Below are 23556 nucleotides of genomic sequence, written 5' to 3' on the forward strand. Positions count from 1 at the left end.
AAGGAGCTTGGGATTTCGTAATCTAACCGCAACAACTTGATCGCTCGATCGCAACGACGGTGTCGTACCGTGATCGACAGCATCTGAGGCACCATCGACACGAACCGGCCCGTCCGCCCGCTACCGGTTCGTGGAGATGGTGCCTCAGTTCATTTTCGGCGGCATGTGCGCCCGCGACCGTTGCCCGGCGACCAGCACCGGTCAGAGCACGCAGCGAGCGTCGATGTCGACGACGTGTTCGAGCAGGCGAGTGCAGTAGGCGTGCGTCATCGCAGCGCCACGCTCGTTGCCGGTGTCGAACGAACCGATGAGCGACATCGCCCCGGAGAGGTAGTACATCGTCGCCTCCCGGTAGTGGTGCAGACAATCGTCCCACGAATAGTCGATGCCGGCTGCGACGATCGCAGCATGCCAGCGACGCAGGAGCGATTCCCAGTGCTCGCTGGCGACCTCGGTCGGCACGCTCGTCCCGATCAGATACGAGATGTCGGCAACGCCACGTCCTCGCAACGCGAGTTGGAAGTCGATGATCGCGATCTTGGACGGGTCGTCCTTGGCGAAGAACAGGTTGTCGAGCCGCGTGTCGGTGTGGATGATCGTCGACGGCCCGGTCGCCGTGCGCTGCAGCAGGTCGTCGAAGATCGGCTCGACGTCGATCGCGACCTGCACCGCTTCGGGAGAGACACGATCGCTCCAGTGCTCGAGCAGCACGGGAAGCCCGGCTCGGTAGATGCCCGGCACGGCCGCCGCGTACGCCGGTGCGTTCGGCGTCGGCAACCAGTCCATCGCGTCCAGCTCCGGATGTTCCCACCAGTACGCGTGGAACGCAGCGAGTTCGTCGACGATCGCCGCCGCCTGGTCGGCCGTTGCGCCGACCACCTGATCACCGACGTCCCATCGATCCGAGAGGTCTTCCATCACGAGCACGAAGCGTCCGTCGTCGTCACGGCGCGCCACGTGCACGATCGGCACGGTGAGCGACGTGGTCGGCACGATGTGCTCGAAGAAGTTCAGTTCGCGCTCGTAGATCCCGAGCATCCGAGCCACCTCCAGGTTCGCCGGCTCGGTACACGGCATCTTGGCGATCAGCGTCGCCGGTGCCGAACCGTCACCACCGGTGACCGCCAGCCCGAGCCGGACGATCTCACCGAAGATCCCGGTTCCCTCGCCGATGTTGGTCGCCGTCACGGCGTCGATCGTGCCGCCACCGAGGACCGACGATGGCAGCGCCTCGTGCAACCACTCAGGAGTGATCGAGAACGGGTCGGCCGGAATCGTCGTCATGGCCGACATGGTCGCAAGGTCGAGGTCGCAGCGACGAGCCGAACGACCTCTCCGGCTCTCGTCCCCAGCGACAGCTCGAGCTGCCGCATCGCTCAGCGCTGCGAACTGCCGGATCAGTCGTCGATCGCGGAGCGTCGACCCTCGAGGGCTCGCCCGAGTGTGAGCTCGTCGGCGTACTCCAGGTCGCCGCCCACCGGCAGCCCGCTGGCGATCCTCGTGACGGCCAGCCCGATCGGCTTGAGCAACCGGGCGAGATACATCGCGGTGACCTCGCCCTCGGTGTTCGGATTCATGCAGAGGATCACCTCGTCGACGCCCTCGGGTCCGATGCGTGCGACGAGCTCGCGGATCTTGAGCTGCTCGGGTCCGATCCCGTCGAGCGGGCTCATCGCACCGAGCAACACGTGATAGCGACCACGGAACTCGCCGGTGCGCTCGATCGCCACGATGTCGCGCGATTCCTCCACGACGCAGAGGACGCTCGAATCACGACCGTCGTCGTTGCAGATCGGACACAGCACGTCGTCGGCGACGTTGAAGCAGCGTTCGCAGAATCGGACGCGAGCCTTCGCGTCGGTGATCGCGTCGGCGAGCCGAGCGACGTCGTCGGCGGGAATCTTGAGCAGGTGGAACGCGATGCGCTGCGCCGACTTCGGCCCGACGCCGGGCAGACGCCCGAGCTCGTCGATCAATACCTGAACGGGGACGGTGTAGTTGGACGCCATGCTCAACTCGTCGGTCGGGACATCACTCGACGCATCAGTAGATGTCGTCGATCAGTTCGGAACCGGGGAACGCCTCGGCGAGACGATCGATCGGGGACTTGACCGCCTCGGGCGGGGCGTCGACCAGATCGTCGAGGTCGATCTCGTCGTCGTCGGGCAAGGCGTCGATCGATCCGGCGACCAGTTCGTCGAGGTCTGGCGCTGGTCCGGCGCGCCGAGCCTCCTCGGCGATCTGGCGACCGGATGCAGCATCGGGGACCACGCGCAACGCCGGTTCGGCGACCGCAGCATCGTCGGGGTCGGTCGATCTCGCCGCGGCCGCCATCGCTGCGCCATGACCCCCGCCATGACTGCTGCCATAGCCGTCGGGGCGACCGTCAGCGGGCGCTGAGGCGTTGCCACCCGAACGGGCGGCGGTGACGCCTGCCCCGCCCATCGGGCCGCCAGAATCGCCACGTTCGCCGAGCTGGCGAGCCCGATCGTCTCCACCGCCGGCGCCATCACTGCCATCGCTCCCACCGGGGCCGTCGACCACCAGTTCGAGGGTGATGGCACGCTGGAGTCCGGCGACGAGCGCCTTTTCGACGGCGACACGGTGCTGTTCGCACTTGTCACGGTGCGACGCGTTGGGCAGCCCGAGCGTGACCGTCGACGACGTCGAGGTGACGAACCTGGCCGGGGCGAACAGCGCTCGACCGATACCGCGCAGCGATCCTTTGGCCTGTTCCCATTCCGTCTCGGTGACCACACCTCCCGCCGCCGCAGTCGCAGATGCGTCGCCAGATCCTGCAGCTCGCGCTGGCTCGTCGGCTCGAACCGTCGGAATCGGCTCGGTGATGTCGTCGGCGTCGCGCTCGGCCAAGCCGGCGACGTCACCCACATCGGCGCGACCCACATCGACGCCACCCGCATCGGCGTCACCGGCATCGCCTGCCTCGGAGACATCGCCGGTGTCAGGTTGCGAGACGGTCGGCTGCGCCGCAGGTTGCGAGACGGTCGGCTCCGCCGCAGGTTGCGAGACGGTCGGCTCCGCCGCAGGTTGCGACGCGGCGGCCCGCTTGGCACGTCCGCCGAGCGGGGCACGCCCGGTCGTCGGGTCGGCCGGCGGGGCCGTGGCCGCCGCCTGCTGCGCGGCGGTGACGGAAGCCGTCGGCGCTCCTGGCGCAACCGACCCAGGCGCGGTAGCGCTGACTCCCTCGGCGACGCGTCGTTCGAGCTGCTGCAAGCGCGCCAACACGCCAGCGAGATCCGTCGAGGCCTGCTCGGAGGTGAGTTGGACGATCGCGACATCGAGGATCACCCGCGGGTCTGGCGCGTGACGCATCTCGGTGAGTGCGCTGCCGAGGTGTTCGATTCCGCGGACCAACCCGGCGGGACCCACCCGACGCGCCAGGTCGGTGACGACCTCGAGACGCTGCGAGGGCAGTTGCACCAGCTCCGGTGCCATCAACGACAAGAACCCGTTGCGCAGGAAGCCGATCAGTTCCTCGGTCAACGTGCGCGGATCACGACCTCGACTGATGGCGTGCGCGGCCATGGTGAGGGCTCGCCCCGGCTCGTGCTCGATCATCGCTTCGGCGAACTCGTCGAGCGAGATGATCTCGGCAGCTGCTCCGCCCGAGTTGGCGACGAGTTCGAGGGCCGACAACGTGTCACGAGCGGATCCGGCGCCTTGGGCGAGCACCTGCTCGATCGCCTCGTCGGTCACGGCGAGTCCGGCATCAGCGGCGACCCAACGCACGTGATCGTCGAGTGTGTCGGCCGGCAGGAGGTGGAACTGCAGATGCTGGGTCCGGCTGCGGATCGTGTCGGACATCTTCTGCGGATCAGTCGTCGCCAGGACGAACACCACGTGGGGTGGCGGCTCTTCGAGCGTCTTGAGCAGAGCCGCTTCCGCGCCACGCGACAACATGTGCACCTCGTCGAGGATGTACACCTTGTGACGCCCCGGCGTACCGAGTGATGCCTTCTCGATCAGGTCGCGCATCGCGTCGACACCGTTGTTCGAGGCGGCGTCGAGTTCGTGGACGTCGTAGCTCGTTCCCTGCTCGACCGACAGGCACGACGGGCACTCGCAGCAGGGTTCCCCGCCCTGCGGGTTCTCGCAGTTGAGGACCTTGGCGAGGATGCGGGCCGACGTCGTTTTCCCCGTCCCGCGCGGCCCGGAGAACAGATACGCCTGGCCTTCACGTCCTTCGGCCACCGAGGTACGCAACGCTCGCACGACGTGGTCTTGCCCCTTGAGCTCCGAGAACCGTCGAGGTCGATAGCGGCGGTAGAGCGACTGAGTGGCCATCGCCGCTCACCCTACCGATGCCGTGTGACCGCACCAGACGCTCACCGAGTCCGCGATCGGGTCCAGCTCGCGTCGTGCGTCCTGGCGTGACCCGCCGGCGAGGAGGTCGTACAGTCACCGCCGTGATCCGTCACCGCGCTGCCACCGAGAGTTTCCGGCACACCGGTCGGCGCCATTCGAACGCTCGGCGACGCGTGACGGCGCTGTTCGCGGTGCTCGGCGCCGTCGCCGCGGCATGTGCGACAGAGGAGCCCGAACCGACCGTTGCCGACTACGTCTCGGCAATGCACGACATCTGTCGCTCGACCGACGCGCGCCTCGACGCACTGGGAACCCCACCCGACGACATCAACCCTGGCGACTGGGCCCGCGAGGTCGGACTCGCGCTACGCGCCGAGTTCGAGTCGGCTGGCGCCTTGATCGTCGTGAGCAGCGTCGGTGAACAGCACCGCCGTCTGATTCGCACGACGACGGATCTCTCGCAGGCCTACAGCGACCTCGGCGACGCCATCGACACCGGCGCCGAGATCTCGGTGCTCAACACCGAGATCACCCAACTCTCGCTCGGCCGAGACGATCTGGCCGTCGAGCTCGGTCTGCCCGAATGTGCCCGGAGCCGCGGATGAACGCCATGTCGACCGAGCGCTCCGGTTCCGTGACCAGCACCGTCGCCAGGACTGGCGCTGCGCGCGCCACCGGCACCGATCACTCGTCCCGTCGACCCCTCCGCAGTAGCCTCGGCGCATCGTGATCTCCGCGCCGTCCGACCTCGAATCCACCGCTGCGTGGCGCGGCGCGTCTCGTGACTCGACGCGTCGCCTCGACCACGTCCGTACGGCATCCGATCGCAACCCGACACGCCGGACCGGTCTCGCCGCTCGCATCGGCGTCGTGGTCTTGGCGGTGTTCGCACTCACGTCGTTCGGCTCCGGCACCGTGCACGCCGAGAACACCGTGGTCACCTCGTCTCCGGCCGCTGGGGACGTTCGAGGCACGTCGCCGACCGAGATCGTCATCACGTTCTCCGAAGAGATCGGCGACACCAACTTGCTGGCCTTGTCGTGTGAAGCGGAGCAGATCGCGCTCGACACCCCTGAAGTGGGCGACGATCGACTCCTGCTGACGGCTGCGCTTCCAGCCCCGGTTCCGGCCGGTACCTGCGTGATCCGCTGGCAGGTGACCAACACCGACGACGAGCCCAACGGTGAGGGCACGATTCCGTTCAGCGTCCAGAACGACACCGTCGTCACGACGGTGCCCGCTGACGATGCCGCCGGCGACGCTGCCGCCCCGACGCCCACCGCGATCCCCGCCACGACGGACTCCGGCACCGGCTCCGATGCCGGCACGGAGACCGCAGCACCGACCGTCGTGGTCGACCTGTCGATCGCATCGCAAGGTGACGGCCCGCTCTGGCTCGGTCGCCTCATCTCGACGCTGGCGATCGCTGCGCTCTTCGGCGCGCTGGTCCTGCTCGCGGCATCGTGGCCCGAAGGGGTCGAGTACCTGATCACCATCAAGTTCATCCGAGTGCTCTGGGTCGTTGCACTCCTCGGCACGCTCCTGTTCGTCGCAGCGGCGAGCGCTGCCGCAACCGGCCGCGGGCTCGGGTCGGGTTTCAGCCCGACTGCGTGGATCGACCTCCTCGAGGCGGGGTGGGCGGGACGCGCTGCAGTGCTGCGCCTCGTCTTCGTGGCGATGGCCGCCTGGGTAGCGTTCCGTCCCGACCGCGCGATCGACCCGACGACGCAGATCGGTGGGCTCGGCATCCCGGCGCTCGCCGTGGCGATGACCGGCATCACCCGCACCATCGGCGACCTCGCCGCCGTCGGCGTGCTGATCAGCATCATCCACGCCCTCGCCGTCGCCGTGTGGCTCGGCGGCGTCGTCCTGCTCGCCCGAGTCGTCCTGTCCGGCCCCGGCGAGGAAGATCTCGTCCACGCCGTTCGCGGTTTCGGTCGCATCTCGACCATCGCCATCGTGGTCACGGTCGTCACCGGCATCGCCCAACTCGTTCGCCTCGACGGTGGGGCGTTGTTCGACAGCGGACACGGTCGGGTCCTGTTGTTCAAGTCGGTGGTCGTGGCCGTGATGATCTTCCTGGCGATCTCGGCGCGACAGTTCGTCGCCCAGCGTTTGGCCCGGGCGCAGGAGATGAGCGCGCCGCTGGCCGACCGACTCCGACGTGCCTTCGGCGCCGAAGCAGGCATCGGCGTGGTCACGTTCGCTCTGAGCGCGTGGCTGCTGGCGCTGTCTCCACCGAACATCGACACGACACCAACGATCCCCTACGACGTGAGCACCACGTTCCAGGTCCCCGAGGCCGACTTCGACGTGCGACTGCGCATCACCGACGACGTGGTCGGCCTCGTCGGCATCGAAGTCGACGTCCGGAGCCCGAGCGAAGGGCTGTCGGCGTTGAACATCGTCTTCACCGCCCCGCCGAACGACCAGAACATCGGCTCGATCACCCAGCCGATCCCGTTGACCGGCCCGGGCCGTGCAGTGCGCTTGGAGTCGGAGGGCATCCCGCTGACCGTTCCGGGCGTCTGGCAGGTGCAGGTCACCGCCATCGTCAACGGCGCGCAGGTCGTCGACACCAAGGAACTCAACGTCTTGAACGCCGACGGCACGCGTGCGGCCACCGAGGTCACGTTCCCGCCGGCGACGATCGTCACGGTGCCGTCGGTGACGATCGTGACGATCCCGCCCGACAACTGACTCGCTGACTCGCGAGCACCCTGGCTGGCGCGGAGCCGGGCTGGCGCGGAGCCGGGCTGGCGCGGAGCCGGCGGTGGGCCGTTCAGATGAAGAGTTCGGCGACGTCGATCGGATCGGCCACGTCGAGCTGGTCGTAGGTACACGACTCCGGATCGCGGTCGGGGCGCCACCGCTGGAACGAGACCCCGTGGCGGAAACGGCCGTCCTCGAGTTGGCCGAACGTCACCTCGGCGACGAGACCCATCCGGATCGGCACGAACGACAGGTCCTTGTCGGCGTTCCACCGGCTGGCACCGCCGGGCCCATCGACGATCCAGTCGGCCCACGGGTGATCGATCAGCGCATCGTGCGTTCTCGGCTCGAGTTCGGCGAGCAACTCGGCTCGACGCGCTGCGGTGAACGAGGCCGCCACGCCGACCTGACGGAGGTGACCGTGCTCGTCGAACAGACCGAGCAGGAGCGACCCCACGCCGTTGCCGTCCTTGTGCACCCGGTAGCCGGCGACGGCACACTCGGCGCTGCGCTCGTGCTTCACCTTGACCAACGCCCGCTTCCCCGGCTCGTAGATCCCGAGCATCGGCTTGGCGATCACCCCGTCGAGACCGGCGCCCTCGAAGCGACCGAACCATGCCGCTGCCTGCGACGGGTCGGTCGACGCCGGCGTCACCCGGACCGCGTCGTTCTCGACCACGACGTCGAGTAGTCGCGCCCGACGATCACCCATCGGCGCCCGCATCAGCGACTCGTCGCCCACGGCGAGGACGTCGAACGCGATGAACATCGATGGCGTCTCGCCGGCGAGCCGATCGACGCGTGACGCCGCCGGATGGAGCCGCTGCTGGAGCGCCCCGAAGTCGAGCCCACGGCCGTCGGCATCGGGGACCACGATCTCGCCGTCGACGACGACACGATCCGGCAATGCGTGACAGAGCGGAGCGAGCAACTCGGGGAAGTACCGCGCCAGCGGCTTGCGATTGCGAGAGAACAGTTCGATGCGGTCGCCGCTGCGGGCGACGATGCACCGGAACCCATCCCACTTGGGTTCGAACAACCATCCTCCGTCTGGTGCCGAGGTCGGTATCGAGCGGGCGAGCTTCGCCAGCATCGGCTCGATCGGCAACTCGACGGGAAGACCCCACGAGGGCAGGTCCGCGCCCCCGTCGCCCGCGTCGGTCGATGGTCGTGTCGTCATGCCTTCAGTCTGGTCGACCCGCGGGCTCGACCGCCGACGGTCGACGCCCCGACACTGCGGAATCAGGTCCGACGGGACCTCTCGGGTACTCTCTGCGGCGTGACCGAGAGCATGCAGGACAAGATCGACGACCTCGCCGCACGACGCGAACAGGCGCTCAACGCCGGGTCGCCGCGATCGGTCGAGCGTCAGCACGAGAAAGGCAAGATGCTCGCTCGCGAGCGCATCGACTACTTCCTCGACGACGAATCGTTCCACGAACTCGACATGCTCGCTCGCCACCGCGCACATGCGTCGGGGCTGGAAGATCGGCCCTACACCGACGGCGTCATCACCGGCTGGGGCACCGTCGACGGCCGCAAGGTGTTCGTGTTCTCGCAGGACTTCACCGTGTTCGGCGGCGCGCTCGGCGAAGTGTTCGCCGAGAAGATCCACAAGCTGATGGATCTCGCCGCCAAGGTCGGCGCGCCGGTCGTCGGACTCAACGACGGCGCCGGCGCCCGCATCCAGGAAGGCGTGGTCAGCCTCGCGTCCTACGGTGGCATCTTCCGCCGCAACGTCCAGGCATCCGGCGTCGTGCCGCAGATCTCGGTGATCCTCGGCCCGTGCGCCGGCGGCGCCGTGTACTCCCCCGCGATGACCGACTTCATCTTCATGGTCCGCGAAACCAGCCACATGTTCATCACCGGCCCCGACGTGGTGAAGACCGTGACGGGTGAGGACGTGACGCTCGAAGAACTCGGCGGAGCGATGAGCCACGCGTCGAAGTCGGGTGTCGCCACGTTCGTGTCGGCCGACGAGAAGGCGTGCCTCGACGACGTGCGCTACCTGCTCGGCTTCCTGCCGTCCAACAACCTCGAGACGGCGCCGATCGAAGACCTCGGCGACGACCCCGACCGCCTGTGCCCCGAGCTGTCGACGATCCTGCCGGACTCACCGAACCTGCCCTACGACATGATCGAGGTCATCTCGCACTGCGTCGACGACGGCGAGTTCTTCGAGTACTTCCCGCACTGGGCGAAGTCGATCGTGTGCGGATTCGCCCGCATCGACGGCCAGGCCGTCGGCGTCGTCGGCAACCAGCCCAAGGTCCTCGCTGGCGTGCTCGACATCGAGTCGGCCGAGAAGGCCGCTCGCTTCGTGCGCACCTGCGACTCGTTCAACATCCCGCTGATCACCTTCGTCGACGTCCCCGGCTTCCTCCCCGGCGTCGACCAGGAGTACGGCGGCATCATCCGCCACGGCGCCAAGCTGCTGTACGCCTACTGCGAAGCGACGGTGCCGCGCATCTCGATCATCACCCGCAAGGCCTACGGCGGCGCCTACGTCGTCATGGACTCCAAGTCGATCGGCTCCGATCTCGCCTTTGCGTGGCCGTCGGCCGAACTCGCCGTGATGGGCCCGCAGGGAGCCGTCGAGATCGTGTACCGACGAGAGCTGCAGCAGGCGGCCGATCCGGTCGCGCGTCGCGCCGAACTCGTCGCCGAGTACACCGAGAAGTACGCCAACCCGTACGCCGCCGCCGAACGCGGCTACGTCGACGACGTGATCGACCCGGCCGAGACACGGCGCAAACTCGTCGCCGGTCTGCGGATGCTGGCAAGCAAGCGCGAGGAACTCCCGCGCCGCAAACACGGCAACGTCCCGCTCTGATCCGGGGCTGACCTGGGTGGCGTCGATGCCGGAGGGGGTAGGCACGTTCCAGTGTGTCCAGTCACCATGGGTACTCACGACGCGATCACCGTGCGATGATGGTCCGATGACGTCGCCTGACCCCACTGCCGCGCCCACCGCGGCGAGGGACACCGCGCCGGTACCGCCTCCTCCACCGACGATCCCACCGCCGCCACCATCACCATCACCATCACCCGTGCCGCCATCGGTGCCCGCCTCAGCACCACGGCCACCGGCTCCGGCCCCGCACCTGACGTCTGCGACCTCCTCGATCCCACCTCCGCCACCCGCCTCTGTCCCGCCGCCCCCTGCACCAACCCCGCCCGCTTCGCCTGTCCCGACGCTCCCAGCATCCGTCCCGCCATCGCCAGCACCCGGGCCGACCCCACCCGGGCCGACCCCACCCGCGCCACCGGTGCCCGCACCGCCTGCGCCCGAGCCGCCCACACCCGTCCCGCCGGCGCCACCGATTCCCCCCGTGCCGAATGCAGTGGGCTCGACGAGCAATTCGTCTGCTGCCGTCGACATCGCTGCGACGCCGGCCGCAGCGCGGCACGATCTCAGCGAGCTGCTCGAACAACTCCACGACGACATGAATCTCGGCGAGTTCGAGGATCCGGTTGCAGCGAACGCACCGCTGACCGATCCACGAGATCTCGAACGTCCCAAGCTGGCACCGGCCGCCGTCTTCGAGTCGGGTGCCGGGCTCGCATTCCGACCTGCGTTCGCATCGTTCGCGGCTCGTTTCGTCGGGGCTGCCGTCGACGGCATCGCTCTCACGATCGCGATGCTGCCGGGTTTCTACGTCGCCCTCTCCGGATCGGGCGCCACGCCGATCCTCGGCGGCGTCGGGATCATGATCGTCGGCTTCGTCCTCATGACTGCGTGGTACGCCCGATCGGTCGCATCGTCGGGAAAGTGGCTCGGCAACCGCGTCGCTGGGAGTCGGGTCGTCGACGGCATCAACGGATCCAACATCGACGCCAGCCGCGCCGCGGCACGCTTCGTCATCCGACACCTCGTCTCGGCGATCTTCCTCTTCGGGTTTCTGGCTGCGCTCGGCGACGGGCAGCGGCGCACGTTCCACGATCGGGTCGCCAGTACCGTCGTGGTCGGCCGCACACGTGCGACCTGGTCGGCCGACGACCCCGACTGACCGTCCATGACAACCCCAAAGGTCGTCGTCCCTGGCACCATGACCTACAGGTCGTCGTGCCTGGCACCATGGCCTGCGGCGGCTCTGGGTCGGGCGGGTACAGACCAGTAGGATCTCGCTCGTGAGCCAGTCCTTCGATCCGTTCGGCCCTCCAACGGGCGTCGCGATGTCGCCGACACCCACCGAGGAGGAGGCTGCGGTCATCATGGCTGCGACCGAAGCACTGTGGCCCAAGCCGGTGATGCTCTCGGCAGAGCCCACACCGGCCAGGTCGACGACGTGGCGCTTCTCGGGACGATGGTGGAGCAAGCCCATCGCCTCGCGCCGCGAACGTCCGTGACCCGTCGCTCCGAATCCCAACCACGCATCACCATCGATCTGGCATGATCGTCTCGTGAGCGACACACCCGGATCCCCGCCACCGGGCGGCGACGTGCCGCCCTCACCCGGCCACCCTCAGCAACCACCGCCCGGCTACCCGCCACCAGGCCAGCCTGGCTACCCGCCCCCTGGCTACCCGCCCCCAGGCCAGCCCGGCTCCCCGCCCCCTGGCTCGGTGCCACCCGGCTATCAGCCCTACGGAGCGCCGGGCTACGCCCCCTACCAGCCGCCGATGGGCAACCCGGCGACGCAGTTCGGCCAACTCGCCGGCTTCGGCATGCGGCTCGGCGCCTACCTGCTCGACAGCCTCCTGTACGGGCTGCTGTATGCCATCGTCCTCATCCCCGGCATCATCGCGCTCGTCGCGGCGTTCGACGACTGCAGCGCCATCGACGGCGAGGTGTTCTGCACGGACGACGACATCGATATCGGCGCGCTCGCTCTCGGCGTCGCCGTCGTCGTCTTGTGGTTCTTCGCCGTCGTGTTCATCTATCTCCGAGCGCTGGCGAAGTCCGGCCAGACCTGGGGACGCCGCATCGTCGGGATCAAGGTGATCAACGAACACACCGGTACACCACCCGGTTGGGGCAAGGCGATCGGACGATCCGTATTCGCGGCGTTCATCTCTGCGCAGATCCTCTACATCGGCTATCTGTGGATGCTCTGGGACGACAAGAAGCAGACGTTGCACGACAAGGTCGCCGGTACCCACGTCATCTCCGTGCAGCGCTGACGACGCCCGATCGACGAACCCCGCAACTCCCACCCTCGACTCTCACCCGCACTCATGGACGCCAACGCCGCCACCACCACCGCTGCCACCGGTTCACCGCAGCGGATCGATGTCACGACGGTCAGCGACCGCGAAGCGGCGCTCCACGTCACCCTGCCCGATGGCACCGTCGACGTCCACCGCTTCGACGACCTTGCGCCGGGCCGGTCCACGACGGTGCGCATCGACGTCGATGGCACGACGCATCAGGTCGACATCGCCACGTTGCCGACGCTGCCGGGTGAGCTGCTCTGCCGCTTCGCGACCGTCAACGACGTCCACTTCGGCGAATTGAGCGCCGGTCAGATCGACGATCTGCCCGAGGGTCCGATCAGACGAAGCGAGCCGGGCAGCGACCCCTATCCCGAGGTGATGAACCGAGCCGCCGTCGCCGAAATGCTGGCGATCGATCCGGCCGCCGTCATCGTCAAGGGCGACCTGTCGGTCGACGGCACCGACGACGAGTGGGCGGCATTCGAAGCCTGCTACCGCGAACCGCTCGGCGACCGGCTGCACGTCGTGCGCGGCAACCACGACGCGTACCGCCATCAGCATGCCTACGCCGGTGATCAGCGAATCGATCTCCCGGGTCTGACCGTGGCACTCCTCGACACGGCGATCCCCGGAGCGACGACCGGGGCGTTCCGACCGGAACAGTCGGAATGGCTCGACGACGTCGCCCACAACGCGTCGAATCCGATCATGGTGATGGGACACCATCAGCAGTGGATCCCCACGTCGAGCGAGAGCGCAGCGGCTCGCAGCCCCGACTACTTCGGGCTGCATCCGGACGGATCCGACCTCCTCGACGAACTCTGTGTGCGACATCACAACGTCCTGGCGTACTCGGCGGGCCACACGCATCGACACCGCCGTCGTGGCATGCGCCGATCGGGCGCACTGAGCATCGAGGTGGGGTGCACGAAGGATTTCCCCGGCACGTGGGCCGAGCACCGGGTCTACGAGTCTGGCGTGCTCCACGTCGTCCATCGCATCTCCGAACCCGCCGCGCTGCGTTGGAGCGAGTCATGTCGGGGCCTGTACGCGGACTTCGGCGTCGACTACGAAACGTACGCGCTCGGCGCGCTCGACGATCGCTGCTTCGTGATCGCGCTGCGCTGAGTCGAGCGTCGAGCGACTCGCGGTGGCCCCACGGCCAGCCCCCTCACAGCACCAGCAGTGTGACCGCGCCGCCGGCGAGCACGAGGCCACCGAGCTGGACCCGCGTGATGCGCTCCTTGCCGACGAAGCGGGCGAGCAGCACGGTGATCGCCGGGTACAACGAGGCGAGTACGGCACCGATCGACAGCAGGCCAGAACGTGTCGCCAGCACGAAAAACACCGCGGCTGCAGCGTCGAGCAGGCCAGCGAGAATCACCGTGCGTCGCGAGTCCCGATGCGGCATCACCGCCGACAGCGCGATGATGGCGCCGGCCGCGAACATGACCACCGAGATGAAACGCGCACCGACGAGCGGCCAATGGCCGGCCTCTTCCGACGTCCGGGCGATGAAGACGAAGAACAACCCGAACCCGAGGCCGGAGAACAGCGCCTCGATCACCCCCGGACGACCGAGCATCTTGCGAAGGCCGCCGCGCACGCCACCTGCACGCTCCTGGGCGATGCCACCATCGGACTCCACGACGGACGTCGTCGGAGCATCTGTCGGCGTGGTCACCGTTGCGGCCGTTGCGGCCAATGCGATCGTGGAGGCCGCAGAACCGAGTGCGAACGACGGCACGGGGGTCGATGGCGTGCGTCCCTGTGGGCTGAGCTCACTCGCAGACGCCGGTGAGACGTATGGGCGACCTGTGATCCGAGCGATCTCGAACGCATCGCGCTGTTCATGCACGGCGACGGCGAACTCGTTGAGCGAACGGTACGCGACCGGCGGCGTCACGTTGACCGGACCGCCGACGGGTGCCGACCACGACGCCGCAGCGCCCGCCGGCGCTCCGGCAGGAACCAGGCTCGGCTCCGGCACCACCGGCGCCTGGAACTGGGCTTCCATCGCAGCGATCGTGAGATCGTCGATCTCCACGATCGGCCCGCCACCGGGTGGTACCGGCGTCCGACCATCGACGTCGGGATCGACATGACCATCGACGAGCGTGGCTGCCTCGGGGCTCAACGAGACGAGCACGATCGCGACGAACGCGAGGAGGATGCCGAACATACCGAGCGTGCTCAGCGACTCACCTTGCAGCACTCCGGCGATCACCGGGATGATCGCCGCGCCGACCGCAGTGATCGGGGCGACGACCGACATCGTGCCCTTGCCGAGTCCGCTGAAGAGCAGCATCGCTCCGAAGCCGCCGCCCAAACCGGCGGCGAGCCCCCAGAGCAGATCGTTGACCCCCGGCGAACCGGTCTGACCGGGCATCGTCGCGATGACGATCAGCGCGATCAGCGACGCGAGGTGCGTGAGGATGACCACCGACACCGCCGACGAACGACGGCTCGCGTGACCACCTGCGTAGTCGGAGGATCCCCAACCGATCGCTGCGGCGAGGGCGAACAAGATGGCCATGTCAGCAGTGTCCCAGATCGAGTCCGACGATCAGGCCGACTCGAACAGATCAGCGGACGGATTCGGACGGCGTCGGCGTGACGCTGGGGCAACCCCTTCGGCGCCGGCTTCGGCAACCGTGAGATCGGGGGTGCCGCCGTTGACGGCATGCTCCGGAATGGGTTTGGGTTCGGGACGAGCGGTCGCTCGAGACGAGGCGACCAACTGCATCCGGCCTTCGTTGTGGTTCGACGTCAGGATCTTCTCGGCGGCGACACCCGCCATCCAGTCCAAGCCGTCGAAGCGAGCATCGACCATCGCACGTTCGAGCACGGCCGATTCGATGATGCGGCCGGGCGAGTATCGATGGAACTCGCTGTTGAAGTGTCCGTCGAAGACCCGATAGGCATCCTCGTCGAGGATCGCGACCACGTAGCCAGCGATCTCGCCATCGATCACCATCGACGAGATCTCGACCTGACCGGTCGCGCCGTGCGCGAGGATCAAACGACGCCAGAGTTCACCGACGTTCGGGTCGTCGAGATCGGAGTCGCGGCCGGTGTCATGGTCGCGTTCGACGTGGATCGTCTCGAGATTCGGCAGGAGCTGGATGATCTCGAACTCCGTGCGAGCGACGTTCATCTCGACGTTGCGCCCGTCGGTCTCCAGGCGATTCCACGCCTTCCTGATCTGGCGACGCATGTTCCGCGACAGGAAGTCACCGACCTTGGGTTCGTCACCGAACATCACCTGCGGCACCCAGAGGTCGGGGGCCATCTCCGCGTTGGGAAGCTGCTGAGCGAGCAGGCGGGCCACCGGGTCTCCCTCCGGAAGCTGCTGGAACTGCAGCGTCCACGGTCCGAGCTTGGCGAGTTCGTCCTTGATTCCCTTGGCGAGCAGCTTCGACGCGCGCTCGCTGCGTGACGGGAAACGAGTGCAGGCAACGGTGCCGTGGCCCATCGACACGACCTCGCTGCCGCCGAGCGTCTGGCGACGCGCCAAGAGCGCGGCCGCCTCGACCTGGCCGGTCACGCGCTCACGAACGAGGACCACCATCGGCGACCAGTCGTCGTAGACGTCGGCCCAGGTCTCCATCCATCGGGTGCGGGCCATGACCGGAACCCCGAGATCGGAGTGCAGACTGCCGATCTGGTGCACGATCTTGCGCAGGTCGGCAAACGATTCGATCACTTCGACGTCGAGCGGTGCGTTTCGGCGAGCTTGCGCGGTGTCGCGGACGGCCGTGAGCTTCTTTTCGATGTCGGCCGCGCTCATCGGACGGGCGAAGTGGTATCCCTGACCGTAGGTGCAGCCGAGTTGCTGAATGCGCGCCTTCTGGTCGGCGTTCTCGATGCCTTCGGCCACCGTTGCCACGCCGAGGTTGTGAGCGAGGTCGACGACGGCCTTCACGAGAGCGGCCGACGTCGACGACGTCTCCATCTCGGCGACGAACGACCGGTCGATCTTGATCGTGTCGACCGGGAAACGTTTGAGATATGACAGCGACGAGTACCCGGTGCCGAAGTCGTCGATCGCGACTTTGACCTTCATCGCCTTGAGCTGGTCGAGTGCACGAGACCCACGATCGGTCTCCTCGATGAGCATCGACTCGGTGATCTCGAGGGTCAGTGCCTCTGGCTCGAGGCCCGAGGCCGACAACGCATCAGCGACGTCTTCGAGCAACTTGGGGTCGTGGAGTTGACGCACCGAAAGGTTCACCGCAATGTTGCGCGGCGCGGTGTCGGGGTACTCGCGACGCCAGCGCATCACTTGCGTGCAGGCTTCGCCGAGCACCCAGCGTCCGATCGGAACGATCTGCCCCGTCTGCTCGGCGAGCTGGATGAAGCGATCGGGCAACACATAGCCGCGGGTCGGATGATTCCAGCGGATCAGCGCCTCGACGCCTCGAACCTTCTCGTCCTGCATGTCGACGATCGGCTGATAGTTGAGTTCGAACTGACCACGTTCGAGCGCGACCTGGAGGTCGGTCTTGAGATCGAGGCGTTCGATCGCCTCGAGGTGCATGCCCTGCTCGAAGAACTCGAAGCGACCCTTGCCCTTGTGCTTGGCGCGATACATCGCGACGTCAGCGGCGCGCAGGATCGTCTCGGCCCGCTCGATGTTGGCCCGACGCTCGACCGCGATGCCGACCGACGCCGAGATCATGATCTCGCGGTCGTCGATGATGATCGGCGATTCGAGGCTGTCCTGGACGCGCTGCGCGACGGCGACCGCGTCCTGACGGTCGACTGCGCTCTCGAGCAGGACGGCGAATTCGTCACCGCTCAAGCGGGCGACGAGGTCGTTGCTGCGGACACAGTCGGTCAGCCGGCTGGCCACCGCGACCAGCAACTCGTCGCCGACCTGGTGACCGAGACTGTCGTTGATGAACTTGAAGTCGTCGAGGTCGACGAAGAGCACCGAGACCACGCCGTCCTTACGTTGCGCGACGAAGCTCTCGACCCGTTCGCCGAACAATGCGCGATTGGCCAGGCCGGTCAGCGAGTCGTGAAGCGCATCGTGACGCGCCTCTTTCTCCTTCAGCTGAACCACGGTCACCAAACCCATCAGGCGCAGCAGCACGAGCGAGAACATGATCATCGACGCCGTCGTCGTGAGCACCTTGTCGAACGGCTCACCCCACATCAGATCGATCATCGGGACCGCGAGCACCACGAGGAACAACACCGCGAGCCGAGGGCGCGTGATCGCACCGGGAGTCACCGGGCGAGGGGCGATCTGCTGGCCCATCGAGGGGTGCAACGCGCCTGCAGCGATGAGCGAGTAGAACCCGAGCCAGAACGCGTCGGCGAAGCCACCGGTCTGGAAGTTGCCGGCGACGTTCAGGATCCCGTAGATGGTGTCTGCGACCATCAGGCTGAACAGCCCGGTCACCATCAGCGCGAACGTGGGCTGGCGAAGTTGGGCCGCGGCGACCAGGCGAGCGGCCACCGCGACCAGCGCGACGTCCATCACCGGGTACGAGATCGAGATCAGCTGCTCCATGAAGCTGATGCTGTTGCTCTCCAGATAGGTGTCCATCACGAGGATGCCCAGCACAGCGAACGTCGCCACGGTGATCAGCGCCGCGTCGATCAGGCCAGCGACATCTCGACCGGGCGAGACCGAGCGCAGCAGCATGATCAAGCCGACGATCATGATCGGGTACATCCCGAGGTAGAACGCATCAGCGATCGACGGGAACGGCGCGGTGTCCGTCGAGAGTTCGAGCAGGTAGTAGACGATGTCGGCGGTGAGGAACGACGAGAGACCGGCGGCGACGAAATACCAGGCCCGCTTGTTCGCGGGCTGGTGACGGCGAACGCCGTACAGAACCGCCACCACCGCCGAGAAGCCGATGCCGTTGTACAACACGATCTTCGACAGACCGGGCGATCCCCAGATGAAGTAGACGGCCGCTACCACTACGACACCGGCGAGATACAGCTTCCAGAGGTTCGACTTCACGGAAGGGCTTTTCGGACCCGATCCAACGCACCTTGAACAGTTTCGTCACTCACTCCGACGACACCGAGGCCGACCTCACCCTGCGCAGTTCTGCGCTGCACGTCGTCACCCTGGGTCGGCGACACGCCACGCCGAATTGCGGAGAACTTGACGGTCCTCGACGGCGGCAGCGGGCACGCAGGCCCGCACAGGTCGTCGCGACGAGTGTTCGCGGCGGCGATCAGAAGGACCTGTAGCAGCGCCGACGTGGAGTGGTTGCTCGTCGAGAAGACGACGACGCCGTTGCCGACGTGGATGCCTGCGGCGCCCGCCAACACCGCCGTGCCCGGTTTGCGGTCGGAAACGTCGTCCGACGTCGGACGACGTCGGACGCCACGACACGGTCCCCGGTTCCGCCGCGCCGCCAGAGGCTCCTGGCGACGGTGTGACGACCGCGGCGAACAAATGGCCGGCCGAGAGGTCCTGCGCGTGATTCGGCACGAACCGGTACCGACGCCCGACTGGGTCGTCTTCGGTGAGGTACACCTCGCCCAGAACGAGCGCGGGAGGGCAACGACCACGCCTGCTCCCAAGGAGGCCCCGATGAACTGCCGCCACTTCGTCAGCCCATGGAGCGACAGCGACCTCCAGTACGCGTCCGACCCTGTGACGTCCAACTCTGTGACAGGGGGTCGTCATGATCGGTCGCATGGACCTCGTCGCAGTCATCATCGCCGTCTGCCTGGCCCTCGGTATCGCTGCCGCGGCTGGCGCGATGGGGCGGCGCCAAGCCAATGCCGACGCCGCCCGACGCGAGATCGAACGTCTCGACCAATTCGCAACCAGCGGCGAGTCGATGCAGGCAGCGATCGGCGCCGCGGTCGCCGACGCGATCGAGCGAGTGCGACAGCAGGCCGTCGCAGAGCGCGACGCCGCGGTCGCTGCGGCGCTGCAGCAGTCAGCGGTCCTGCAACGAGCCCAGTTCGAAGCCACCATCGAACAGCACACTGCGTCGCTCCAATCGGCGGCCGGCCAGGTCAGAGAGCAGACGACGGCCGAACTCAGCTCCAAGAAGGATCTGATCGACTCGCGGCTCGACCAGTTCCAGGGCGACATGCGATCCGAATTGACGCGCGTCGCCGAGATGCTCACCGCCCTCAACGAGAACAGCGCTCGCAAGTTCGGCGAGGTCGAGACGTCGCTGCGAGCGCATGCGCAGATCACCGCGTCCCTGTCGGAGTCGACGCAAGCGTTGCGCAGCGCGATCGCCAACCCGCAGGCGCGTGGGCAGTGGGGCGAACGGATGGCCGAAGACGTCTTGCGGCTCGCCGGTTTCGTCGAGAACGTCAACTACGCCAAGCAGACGCAGATCGCAGGAGCAACCGGACGTCCCGACTACACGTTCCCGATGCCGAAGGACCACGCGCTCTACATGGACGTGAAGTTTCCGATGGCCTCGTACCTGAGGTACCTGGAGGCCGACAACGACACCGAGCGCGACGCACACCTGCGCCGATTTCTGAGCGACGTGCGCGCTCGGGTCAAAGAACTGGCCCAACGCGAGTACGGCGCCGAAGGATCGGCGCCGTCGGTCGACTACGTGTTGCTCTTCATCCCGAACGAACAGCTCACCGGCTTCATCCACGAGCACGACCCCGACCTGCTCGACCACGCCATGCGCCAACAGGTCGTCATCTGTTCACCGCTCACGCTGTTCGCGTTCTTGGGCATCATCCGCCAGGCCTTCGACAACTTCATGATCGAGCAGACCAGCGATGAGATCCTGCAGCTGATCGCCACGTTCGGCACGCAGTGGGCGAAGTACACCGAGCAGGTCGAGTTGGTCCAGCGTCGATTCGCTGCCGTCGACACGGCGTTCGACCAACTCGCCACCACTCGACGACGCGCCGTGGAGCGTCCACTGCGCAAACTCGACGCGCTCCGTCGCCAACGCGACCTCGCCATCGACACCGGGCTCGACACCGGGCTCGACACCGGGCTCGACGAGACGGGCGGCTCCGACCACGATCTCACTCCGTTCGACGGCGCTGCGCGGTCACGTGGCAGATGAGCGTTCCAGGCGCGCGAGCGCACTGCGGATCGGTACCGGACGGCGGTGATGGCGTCGTGCGCTCTAGTCTCGGTCCGGTCATGTCCCAGCCTGCCTTCGACTTCCCCGACGCGGAACCCGACACCACCGTGGCCGACCTCACGATGTCGGTGTCCGAACTCGCGGAGGCCATCAACGAACAGCTTCGCCACGGCTTCGGCGGTGGCGTCTGGGTGCGCGGCGAGATCGCCGGCCTGAAGCGCAGCGGTCCGCACGTCTACTTCTCACTCGTCGAAGGCTCCGAGCGAAGCCGCGCCAAGATCGACGTCAAGCTGTTCGCACCCGCCATCAAACGACTCACCCCAGCGCTCAAGCGCAACGGCATCGACCTGCGTGATGGGCTCAACGTCCGTCTCCACGGGTACCTCGACTTCTGGGCCCAGGGCGGCAGCGTCGGCCTGAAGATGGACGACATCGACCCGGCCTTCACACTCGGCGACATCGCACAGTCACGCGACCAGGTGCTCCGGCGACTGGTCGCTGGTGGGCTCGTCGATCTCAACCGCCAGCACCCGATGCCGGCGGCCCCGCTGCGAGTCGGCGTGGTCACCAGCCTCGAGTCGGCAGGGTGGGCAGACTTTCGCCACGAGCTCGAAGCCAGCGGTTTCGCATTTCACCTCACCGTCGCCGACACTCGCGTTCAGGGCGACGGCGTCGAGCGCCACATCGCCGGCGCGATCGGCACACTCGCCCGCGGCGCTCGAGCCGGCATCCTCGACGTGATCGTCGTGATTCGAGGCGGAGGCGCTCGCACCGATCTCGCGGTCTTCGACAGCGAGATCATCGCCCGAACGATCACGGAGGTGCCGATTCCAGTGCTCACCGGGCTGGGGCACGAGATCGACCGCAGCATCGCCGACGAGGTCGCGCACACGGCACTGAAGACGCCCACGGCCTGTGCCGGCGCACTGATCTCTCGCGTCGCCGAGTTCACCACCGCGGTCGACGCGACCTGGCAGGCCATCGTCCGGCGAGCCGGTGACGATCTGGCACGGCACGACCGGCGTCTGCTCGACGTCAGCAACCGCATCGTCGCTCGGACCCAGTCTGCGATCGACCGATCTCACGAGCGACTCGACCATCGCCGCGACGTGCTGTGTTCGCTCGCTCCGAGCGGTATCGAGCGAGCGTCTGCGCGCCTCGACGGAGCAACGACCCAGCTCCTCGACCGGACCGAACGCACGCTGGAGCGAGCCACCAGCCGCCTCGATCTGCTCGCCGCCCGAGTCGCCGCCGTCGACCCTGCCGTGCAGCTCGCACGCGGATGGTCGATCACACGCGATCATCGGGGTGCGGTCATCCGGTCGGTCGACGCGCTGCGCGTCGGTACCGCGATCACCACCACGTTCATCGACGGTGAGACGACGAGCGTCGTCGACGCCGTCCGCCACACCACCACTGCAACCGAAAGCGACGCCGACGATGACTGACGACATGCACTCGAAGGAAACCCCCGGCTACGCCGACGCGCTGCGAGAACTCGACACGATCCTGCGAGAACTCGAAGCGTCCGATGTCGACGTCGACCGACTCGCCGAGCGGGTCAGTCGAGCAGCCGAACTCATCGCGGTGTGCCGCGACAAGATCAGCACGGCGCAGATGCAGATCGATCAGGTGACCACCGACATCAACGCGGCCGCCGACTGACGAGCGCAGCTGGCGGACCTCGATGGTCAGAGAACCCGCGTGGCGCTCGGCAGTCTGCGAGAATTCGACGGTGCACGGTGGCGAGACCTCCCCTGACCGTCATCTGTTGCGAGCGCTCGACGAACTCGATCGGGCGATCGCTGCCAACGTGACCCGGAGCGAAGAGATCCGCAAGCGGGTCCGCCATCTGCACCAACGCGTGGCGGCCGGCGAACGTGTCGCCGATCTCATCGAGGCGGAGGACCAGCCGCGCACGGTCGAGATGCTGACCGAGAACATCGACACGCTGCACGGCATCGGCAGCCAGCTCCGGGCGGCGCAGGCTCGAGCCCTTCGCGACGAAGGGTTGACGATCGCAGCGATCGCCGAATTGTTCGGGGTGACCCGCCAGCGTGTGTCTGCGCTGCTCCGCCAGAAGTCGGCCGAAGTCGGCCGCAACGACGCGCACTGATCGCACTCCCGACGCGCTCGACCCGACACGATCGCACTCCGGCCACGCTGGGGCACGCTCGCAGTCACAGCACCACCCAGCGCACCTGTGCGGGCGCCAGTATCCTGCTCGATCATGCCTGCGAGCGCTCCCGCTTCACTTCTCGAGCTCGCCACACGGGTCGAGCACCGCCTCGACGACTTCCTCGCCTCGGAGCGTCGACGCTGGTCGGAGTTCGACGCCGACCTCGCCCATCCGATCGAAGAGATCCGGCGTCTGGTCCTGTCGGGCGGCAAGCGACTTCGGCCGGCGTTCTGCCACTGGGGCTACGTCGGCGCCGGCGGCGGTACCGACGACGACATCGAGCGCGACGCGGGAGCAGCGTTCGAGCTGATGCACGCGTTCGCGTTGTTCCACGACGACGTGATGGACGATGCCGACTCCCGCCGCGGTCAGCCCACGACGCACGTCGTCAGCGCCGCCGAGCACGCTCGCCGAGGCTGGGCGGGCGAGTCCCGCCGCTTCGGAGAGGGCGTCGCCATCCTCGTCGGCGACCTCGCGTTCGTCTACGCCGATCAGTTGCTCGAGGAAGCATCGCCCGCTGCGGCTCGCATCTGGAACGAACTGCGCATCGAACTCAACATCGGCCAGTACCTCGACATCCTCGGCGGGGTGAGCCGAACTCGCGACGTGACGACGGCCGAACGCATCTGCCGGTACAAGTCGGGCAAGTACACGATCGAGCGACCGCTCCACTTGGGCGCCGTGCTCGCCGCACCCGACCGGGCCGACGAACTGCTGCCACACCTCAGCAACTACGGCCTTCCACTCGGCGACGCGTTCCAGATGCGCGACGACGTGATGGGCGCCTTCGGCGATGAAGCAGTCACCGGCAAGCCCGTCGGTGGCGATCTGATCGAAGGCAAGCCGACGCCGCTCCTCGCGCGAGCGTCGCGGAGCGCCACGCCGGCCCAACTCGCCGTGCTCGAACTCGTCGGCGACCCGGCAATGAGGCCCGACACCGTCGCACGAATTCAGCAGGTCATCGTCGACACCGGCGCCCTCGACGAACTCGAGCAGCACATCAGCGACCTGACCGAGTCAGCAGTCACATCGCTCGACAACGCACCTATCACCGATGTCGCCAAAGATGAACTGCGGGCGTTGGCCGAGTTCGTCAGCCAGCGCACCGTTTGATCATGCAGACGCTCA

Annotated in this window: 19 protein-coding genes; 12 read left to right on the forward strand and 7 right to left on the reverse strand. The window is 67.3% G+C overall.

Annotated elements, in window-relative coordinates; translation table 11 throughout:
- Nucleotides 1-201 precede the first annotated feature (201 nt).
- The 3 genes from ACE37B_RS09475 to dnaX form a co-directional block, all read right to left on the reverse strand.
- Nucleotides 202-1284: a phosphotransferase gene (locus ACE37B_RS09475; RefSeq protein ID WP_409923079.1), complete on the reverse strand. Its 1083-nt coding sequence runs from the start codon at nt 1282-1284 to the stop codon at nt 202-204.
- Between the two features lie 113 nt (nt 1285-1397).
- On the reverse strand, nt 1398-2009 hold the full coding sequence (gene recR / locus ACE37B_RS09480; RefSeq protein ID WP_409923080.1) for a recombination mediator RecR: 612 nt from the start codon (nt 2007-2009) through the stop codon (nt 1398-1400).
- Between the two features lie 34 nt (nt 2010-2043).
- Nucleotides 2044-4305 carry a DNA polymerase III subunit gamma/tau gene (gene dnaX / locus ACE37B_RS09485; RefSeq protein WP_409923081.1) on the reverse strand — a complete coding sequence of 754 codons (2262 nt, stop codon included), beginning with the start codon at nt 4303-4305 and terminating at the stop codon, nt 2044-2046.
- 122 nt (nt 4306-4427) lie between these two features.
- Here dnaX and ACE37B_RS09490 point away from each other — a divergent pair, with 122 nt between their 5' ends.
- Nucleotides 4428-4931, forward strand: a complete 504-nt coding sequence (locus ACE37B_RS09490) for a hypothetical protein (protein ID WP_409923082.1) — start codon at nt 4428-4430, stop codon at nt 4929-4931.
- A 121-nt stretch (nt 4932-5052) separates the two neighbouring features.
- A complete protein-coding gene (locus ACE37B_RS09495) occupies nt 5053-7026 on the forward strand; it encodes a copper resistance CopC/CopD family protein (protein ID WP_409923083.1) in 1974 nt (657 codons plus the stop codon).
- 82 nt (nt 7027-7108) lie between these two features.
- Here ACE37B_RS09495 and ACE37B_RS09500 read toward each other — a convergent pair whose 3' ends face one another.
- A complete protein-coding gene (locus ACE37B_RS09500; RefSeq protein ID WP_409923084.1) occupies nt 7109-8218 on the reverse strand; it encodes an ATP-dependent DNA ligase in 1110 nt (369 codons plus the stop codon).
- A 111-nt stretch (nt 8219-8329) separates the two neighbouring features.
- On the opposite strand from ACE37B_RS09500, the gene ACE37B_RS09505 reads away from it, so the two are divergent.
- From ACE37B_RS09505 to ACE37B_RS09525, 5 genes are all read left to right on the forward strand, one after another.
- On the forward strand, nt 8330-9871 hold the full coding sequence (locus ACE37B_RS09505; protein ID WP_409923664.1) for an acyl-CoA carboxylase subunit beta: 1542 nt from the start codon (nt 8330-8332) through the stop codon (nt 9869-9871).
- Nucleotides 9872-10370: 499 nt separating this feature from the next.
- On the forward strand, nt 10371-11048 hold the full coding sequence (locus ACE37B_RS09510) for an RDD family protein (protein ID WP_409923085.1): 678 nt from the start codon (nt 10371-10373) through the stop codon (nt 11046-11048).
- A gap of 121 nt (nt 11049-11169) precedes the next feature.
- On the forward strand, nt 11170-11388 hold the full coding sequence (locus ACE37B_RS09515) for a hypothetical protein (protein ID WP_409923086.1): 219 nt from the start codon (nt 11170-11172) through the stop codon (nt 11386-11388).
- Between the two features lie 54 nt (nt 11389-11442).
- Nucleotides 11443-12162: an RDD family protein gene (locus tag ACE37B_RS09520; protein WP_409923087.1), complete on the forward strand. Its 720-nt coding sequence runs from the start codon at nt 11443-11445 to the stop codon at nt 12160-12162.
- Between the two features lie 54 nt (nt 12163-12216).
- Nucleotides 12217-13323, forward strand: a complete 1107-nt coding sequence (locus ACE37B_RS09525; RefSeq protein ID WP_409923088.1) for a metallophosphoesterase family protein — start codon at nt 12217-12219, stop codon at nt 13321-13323.
- Between the two features lie 43 nt (nt 13324-13366).
- Here ACE37B_RS09525 and ACE37B_RS09530 read toward each other — a convergent pair whose 3' ends face one another.
- From ACE37B_RS09530 to ACE37B_RS09540, 3 genes are read right to left on the reverse strand one after another with little or no spacing between them, the layout of a single operon-like run.
- Nucleotides 13367-14731, reverse strand: a complete 1365-nt coding sequence (locus tag ACE37B_RS09530; RefSeq protein ID WP_409923089.1) for an EamA family transporter — start codon at nt 14729-14731, stop codon at nt 13367-13369.
- 30 nt (nt 14732-14761) lie between these two features.
- On the reverse strand, nt 14762-18178 hold the full coding sequence (locus ACE37B_RS09535) for a GNAT family N-acetyltransferase (RefSeq protein WP_409923090.1): 3417 nt from the start codon (nt 18176-18178) through the stop codon (nt 14762-14764).
- Nucleotides 18175-18492, reverse strand: coding sequence for a hypothetical protein (locus ACE37B_RS09540; protein ID WP_409923091.1), 318 nt, complete (start codon nt 18490-18492; stop codon nt 18175-18177). Before ACE37B_RS09540 ends, ACE37B_RS09535 begins: the two co-directional genes overlap by 4 nt.
- A 374-nt stretch (nt 18493-18866) precedes the next feature.
- Between ACE37B_RS09540 and ACE37B_RS09545 the strand changes: the two genes are divergently transcribed.
- From ACE37B_RS09545 to ACE37B_RS09565, 5 genes are all read left to right on the forward strand, one after another.
- On the forward strand, nt 18867-20228 hold the full coding sequence (locus tag ACE37B_RS09545; protein WP_409923092.1) for a DNA recombination protein RmuC: 1362 nt from the start codon (nt 18867-18869) through the stop codon (nt 20226-20228).
- A gap of 80 nt (nt 20229-20308) precedes the next feature.
- A complete protein-coding gene (gene xseA, locus ACE37B_RS09550) occupies nt 20309-21697 on the forward strand; it encodes an exodeoxyribonuclease VII large subunit (RefSeq protein ID WP_409923093.1) in 1389 nt (462 codons plus the stop codon).
- On the forward strand, nt 21690-21914 hold the full coding sequence (xseB, locus tag ACE37B_RS09555; RefSeq protein WP_409923094.1) for an exodeoxyribonuclease VII small subunit: 225 nt from the start codon (nt 21690-21692) through the stop codon (nt 21912-21914). The genes xseA and xseB overlap by 8 nt, the downstream gene beginning before the upstream one ends.
- 70 nt (nt 21915-21984) lie before the next feature.
- Entirely contained in the window at nt 21985-22365 is a 381-nt protein-coding gene (locus ACE37B_RS09560; protein WP_409923095.1) for a hypothetical protein, read from the forward strand.
- Between the two features lie 114 nt (nt 22366-22479).
- On the forward strand, nt 22480-23541 hold the full coding sequence (locus ACE37B_RS09565) for a polyprenyl synthetase family protein (RefSeq protein WP_409923096.1): 1062 nt from the start codon (nt 22480-22482) through the stop codon (nt 23539-23541).
- Nucleotides 23542-23556 lie beyond the last annotated feature (15 nt).

It is taken from the genome of Ilumatobacter sp., assembly GCF_046290335.1.
Classification (GTDB): domain Bacteria; phylum Actinomycetota; class Acidimicrobiia; order Acidimicrobiales; family Ilumatobacteraceae; genus Ilumatobacter_A.

Coding starts and splice junctions, on each gene's coding strand:
- ACE37B_RS09505 (WP_409923664.1), top strand. CDS start 8,330: ATGCAGGACAAGATCGACGACCTCGCCGCACGACGCGAACAGGCGCTC.
- xseB (WP_409923094.1), top strand. CDS start 21,690: ATGACTGACGACATGCACTCGAAGGAAACCCCCGGCTACGCCGACGCG.
- ACE37B_RS09530 (WP_409923089.1), bottom strand. CDS start 14,731: ATGGCCATCTTGTTCGCCCTCGCCGCAGCGATCGGTTGGGGATCCTCC.
- ACE37B_RS09475 (WP_409923079.1), bottom strand. CDS start 1,284: ATGACGACGATTCCGGCCGACCCGTTCTCGATCACTCCTGAGTGGTTG.
- ACE37B_RS09500 (WP_409923084.1), bottom strand. CDS start 8,218: ATGACGACACGACCATCGACCGACGCGGGCGACGGGGGCGCGGACCTG.
- dnaX (WP_409923081.1), bottom strand. CDS start 4,305: ATGGCCACTCAGTCGCTCTACCGCCGCTATCGACCTCGACGGTTCTCG.
- ACE37B_RS09525 (WP_409923088.1), top strand. CDS start 12,217: ATGGACGCCAACGCCGCCACCACCACCGCTGCCACCGGTTCACCGCAG.
- xseA (WP_409923093.1), top strand. CDS start 20,309: ATGTCCCAGCCTGCCTTCGACTTCCCCGACGCGGAACCCGACACCACC.
- ACE37B_RS09545 (WP_409923092.1), top strand. CDS start 18,867: ATGGACCTCGTCGCAGTCATCATCGCCGTCTGCCTGGCCCTCGGTATC.
- ACE37B_RS09565 (WP_409923096.1), top strand. CDS start 22,480: ATGCCTGCGAGCGCTCCCGCTTCACTTCTCGAGCTCGCCACACGGGTC.
- recR (WP_409923080.1), bottom strand. CDS start 2,009: ATGGCGTCCAACTACACCGTCCCCGTTCAGGTATTGATCGACGAGCTC.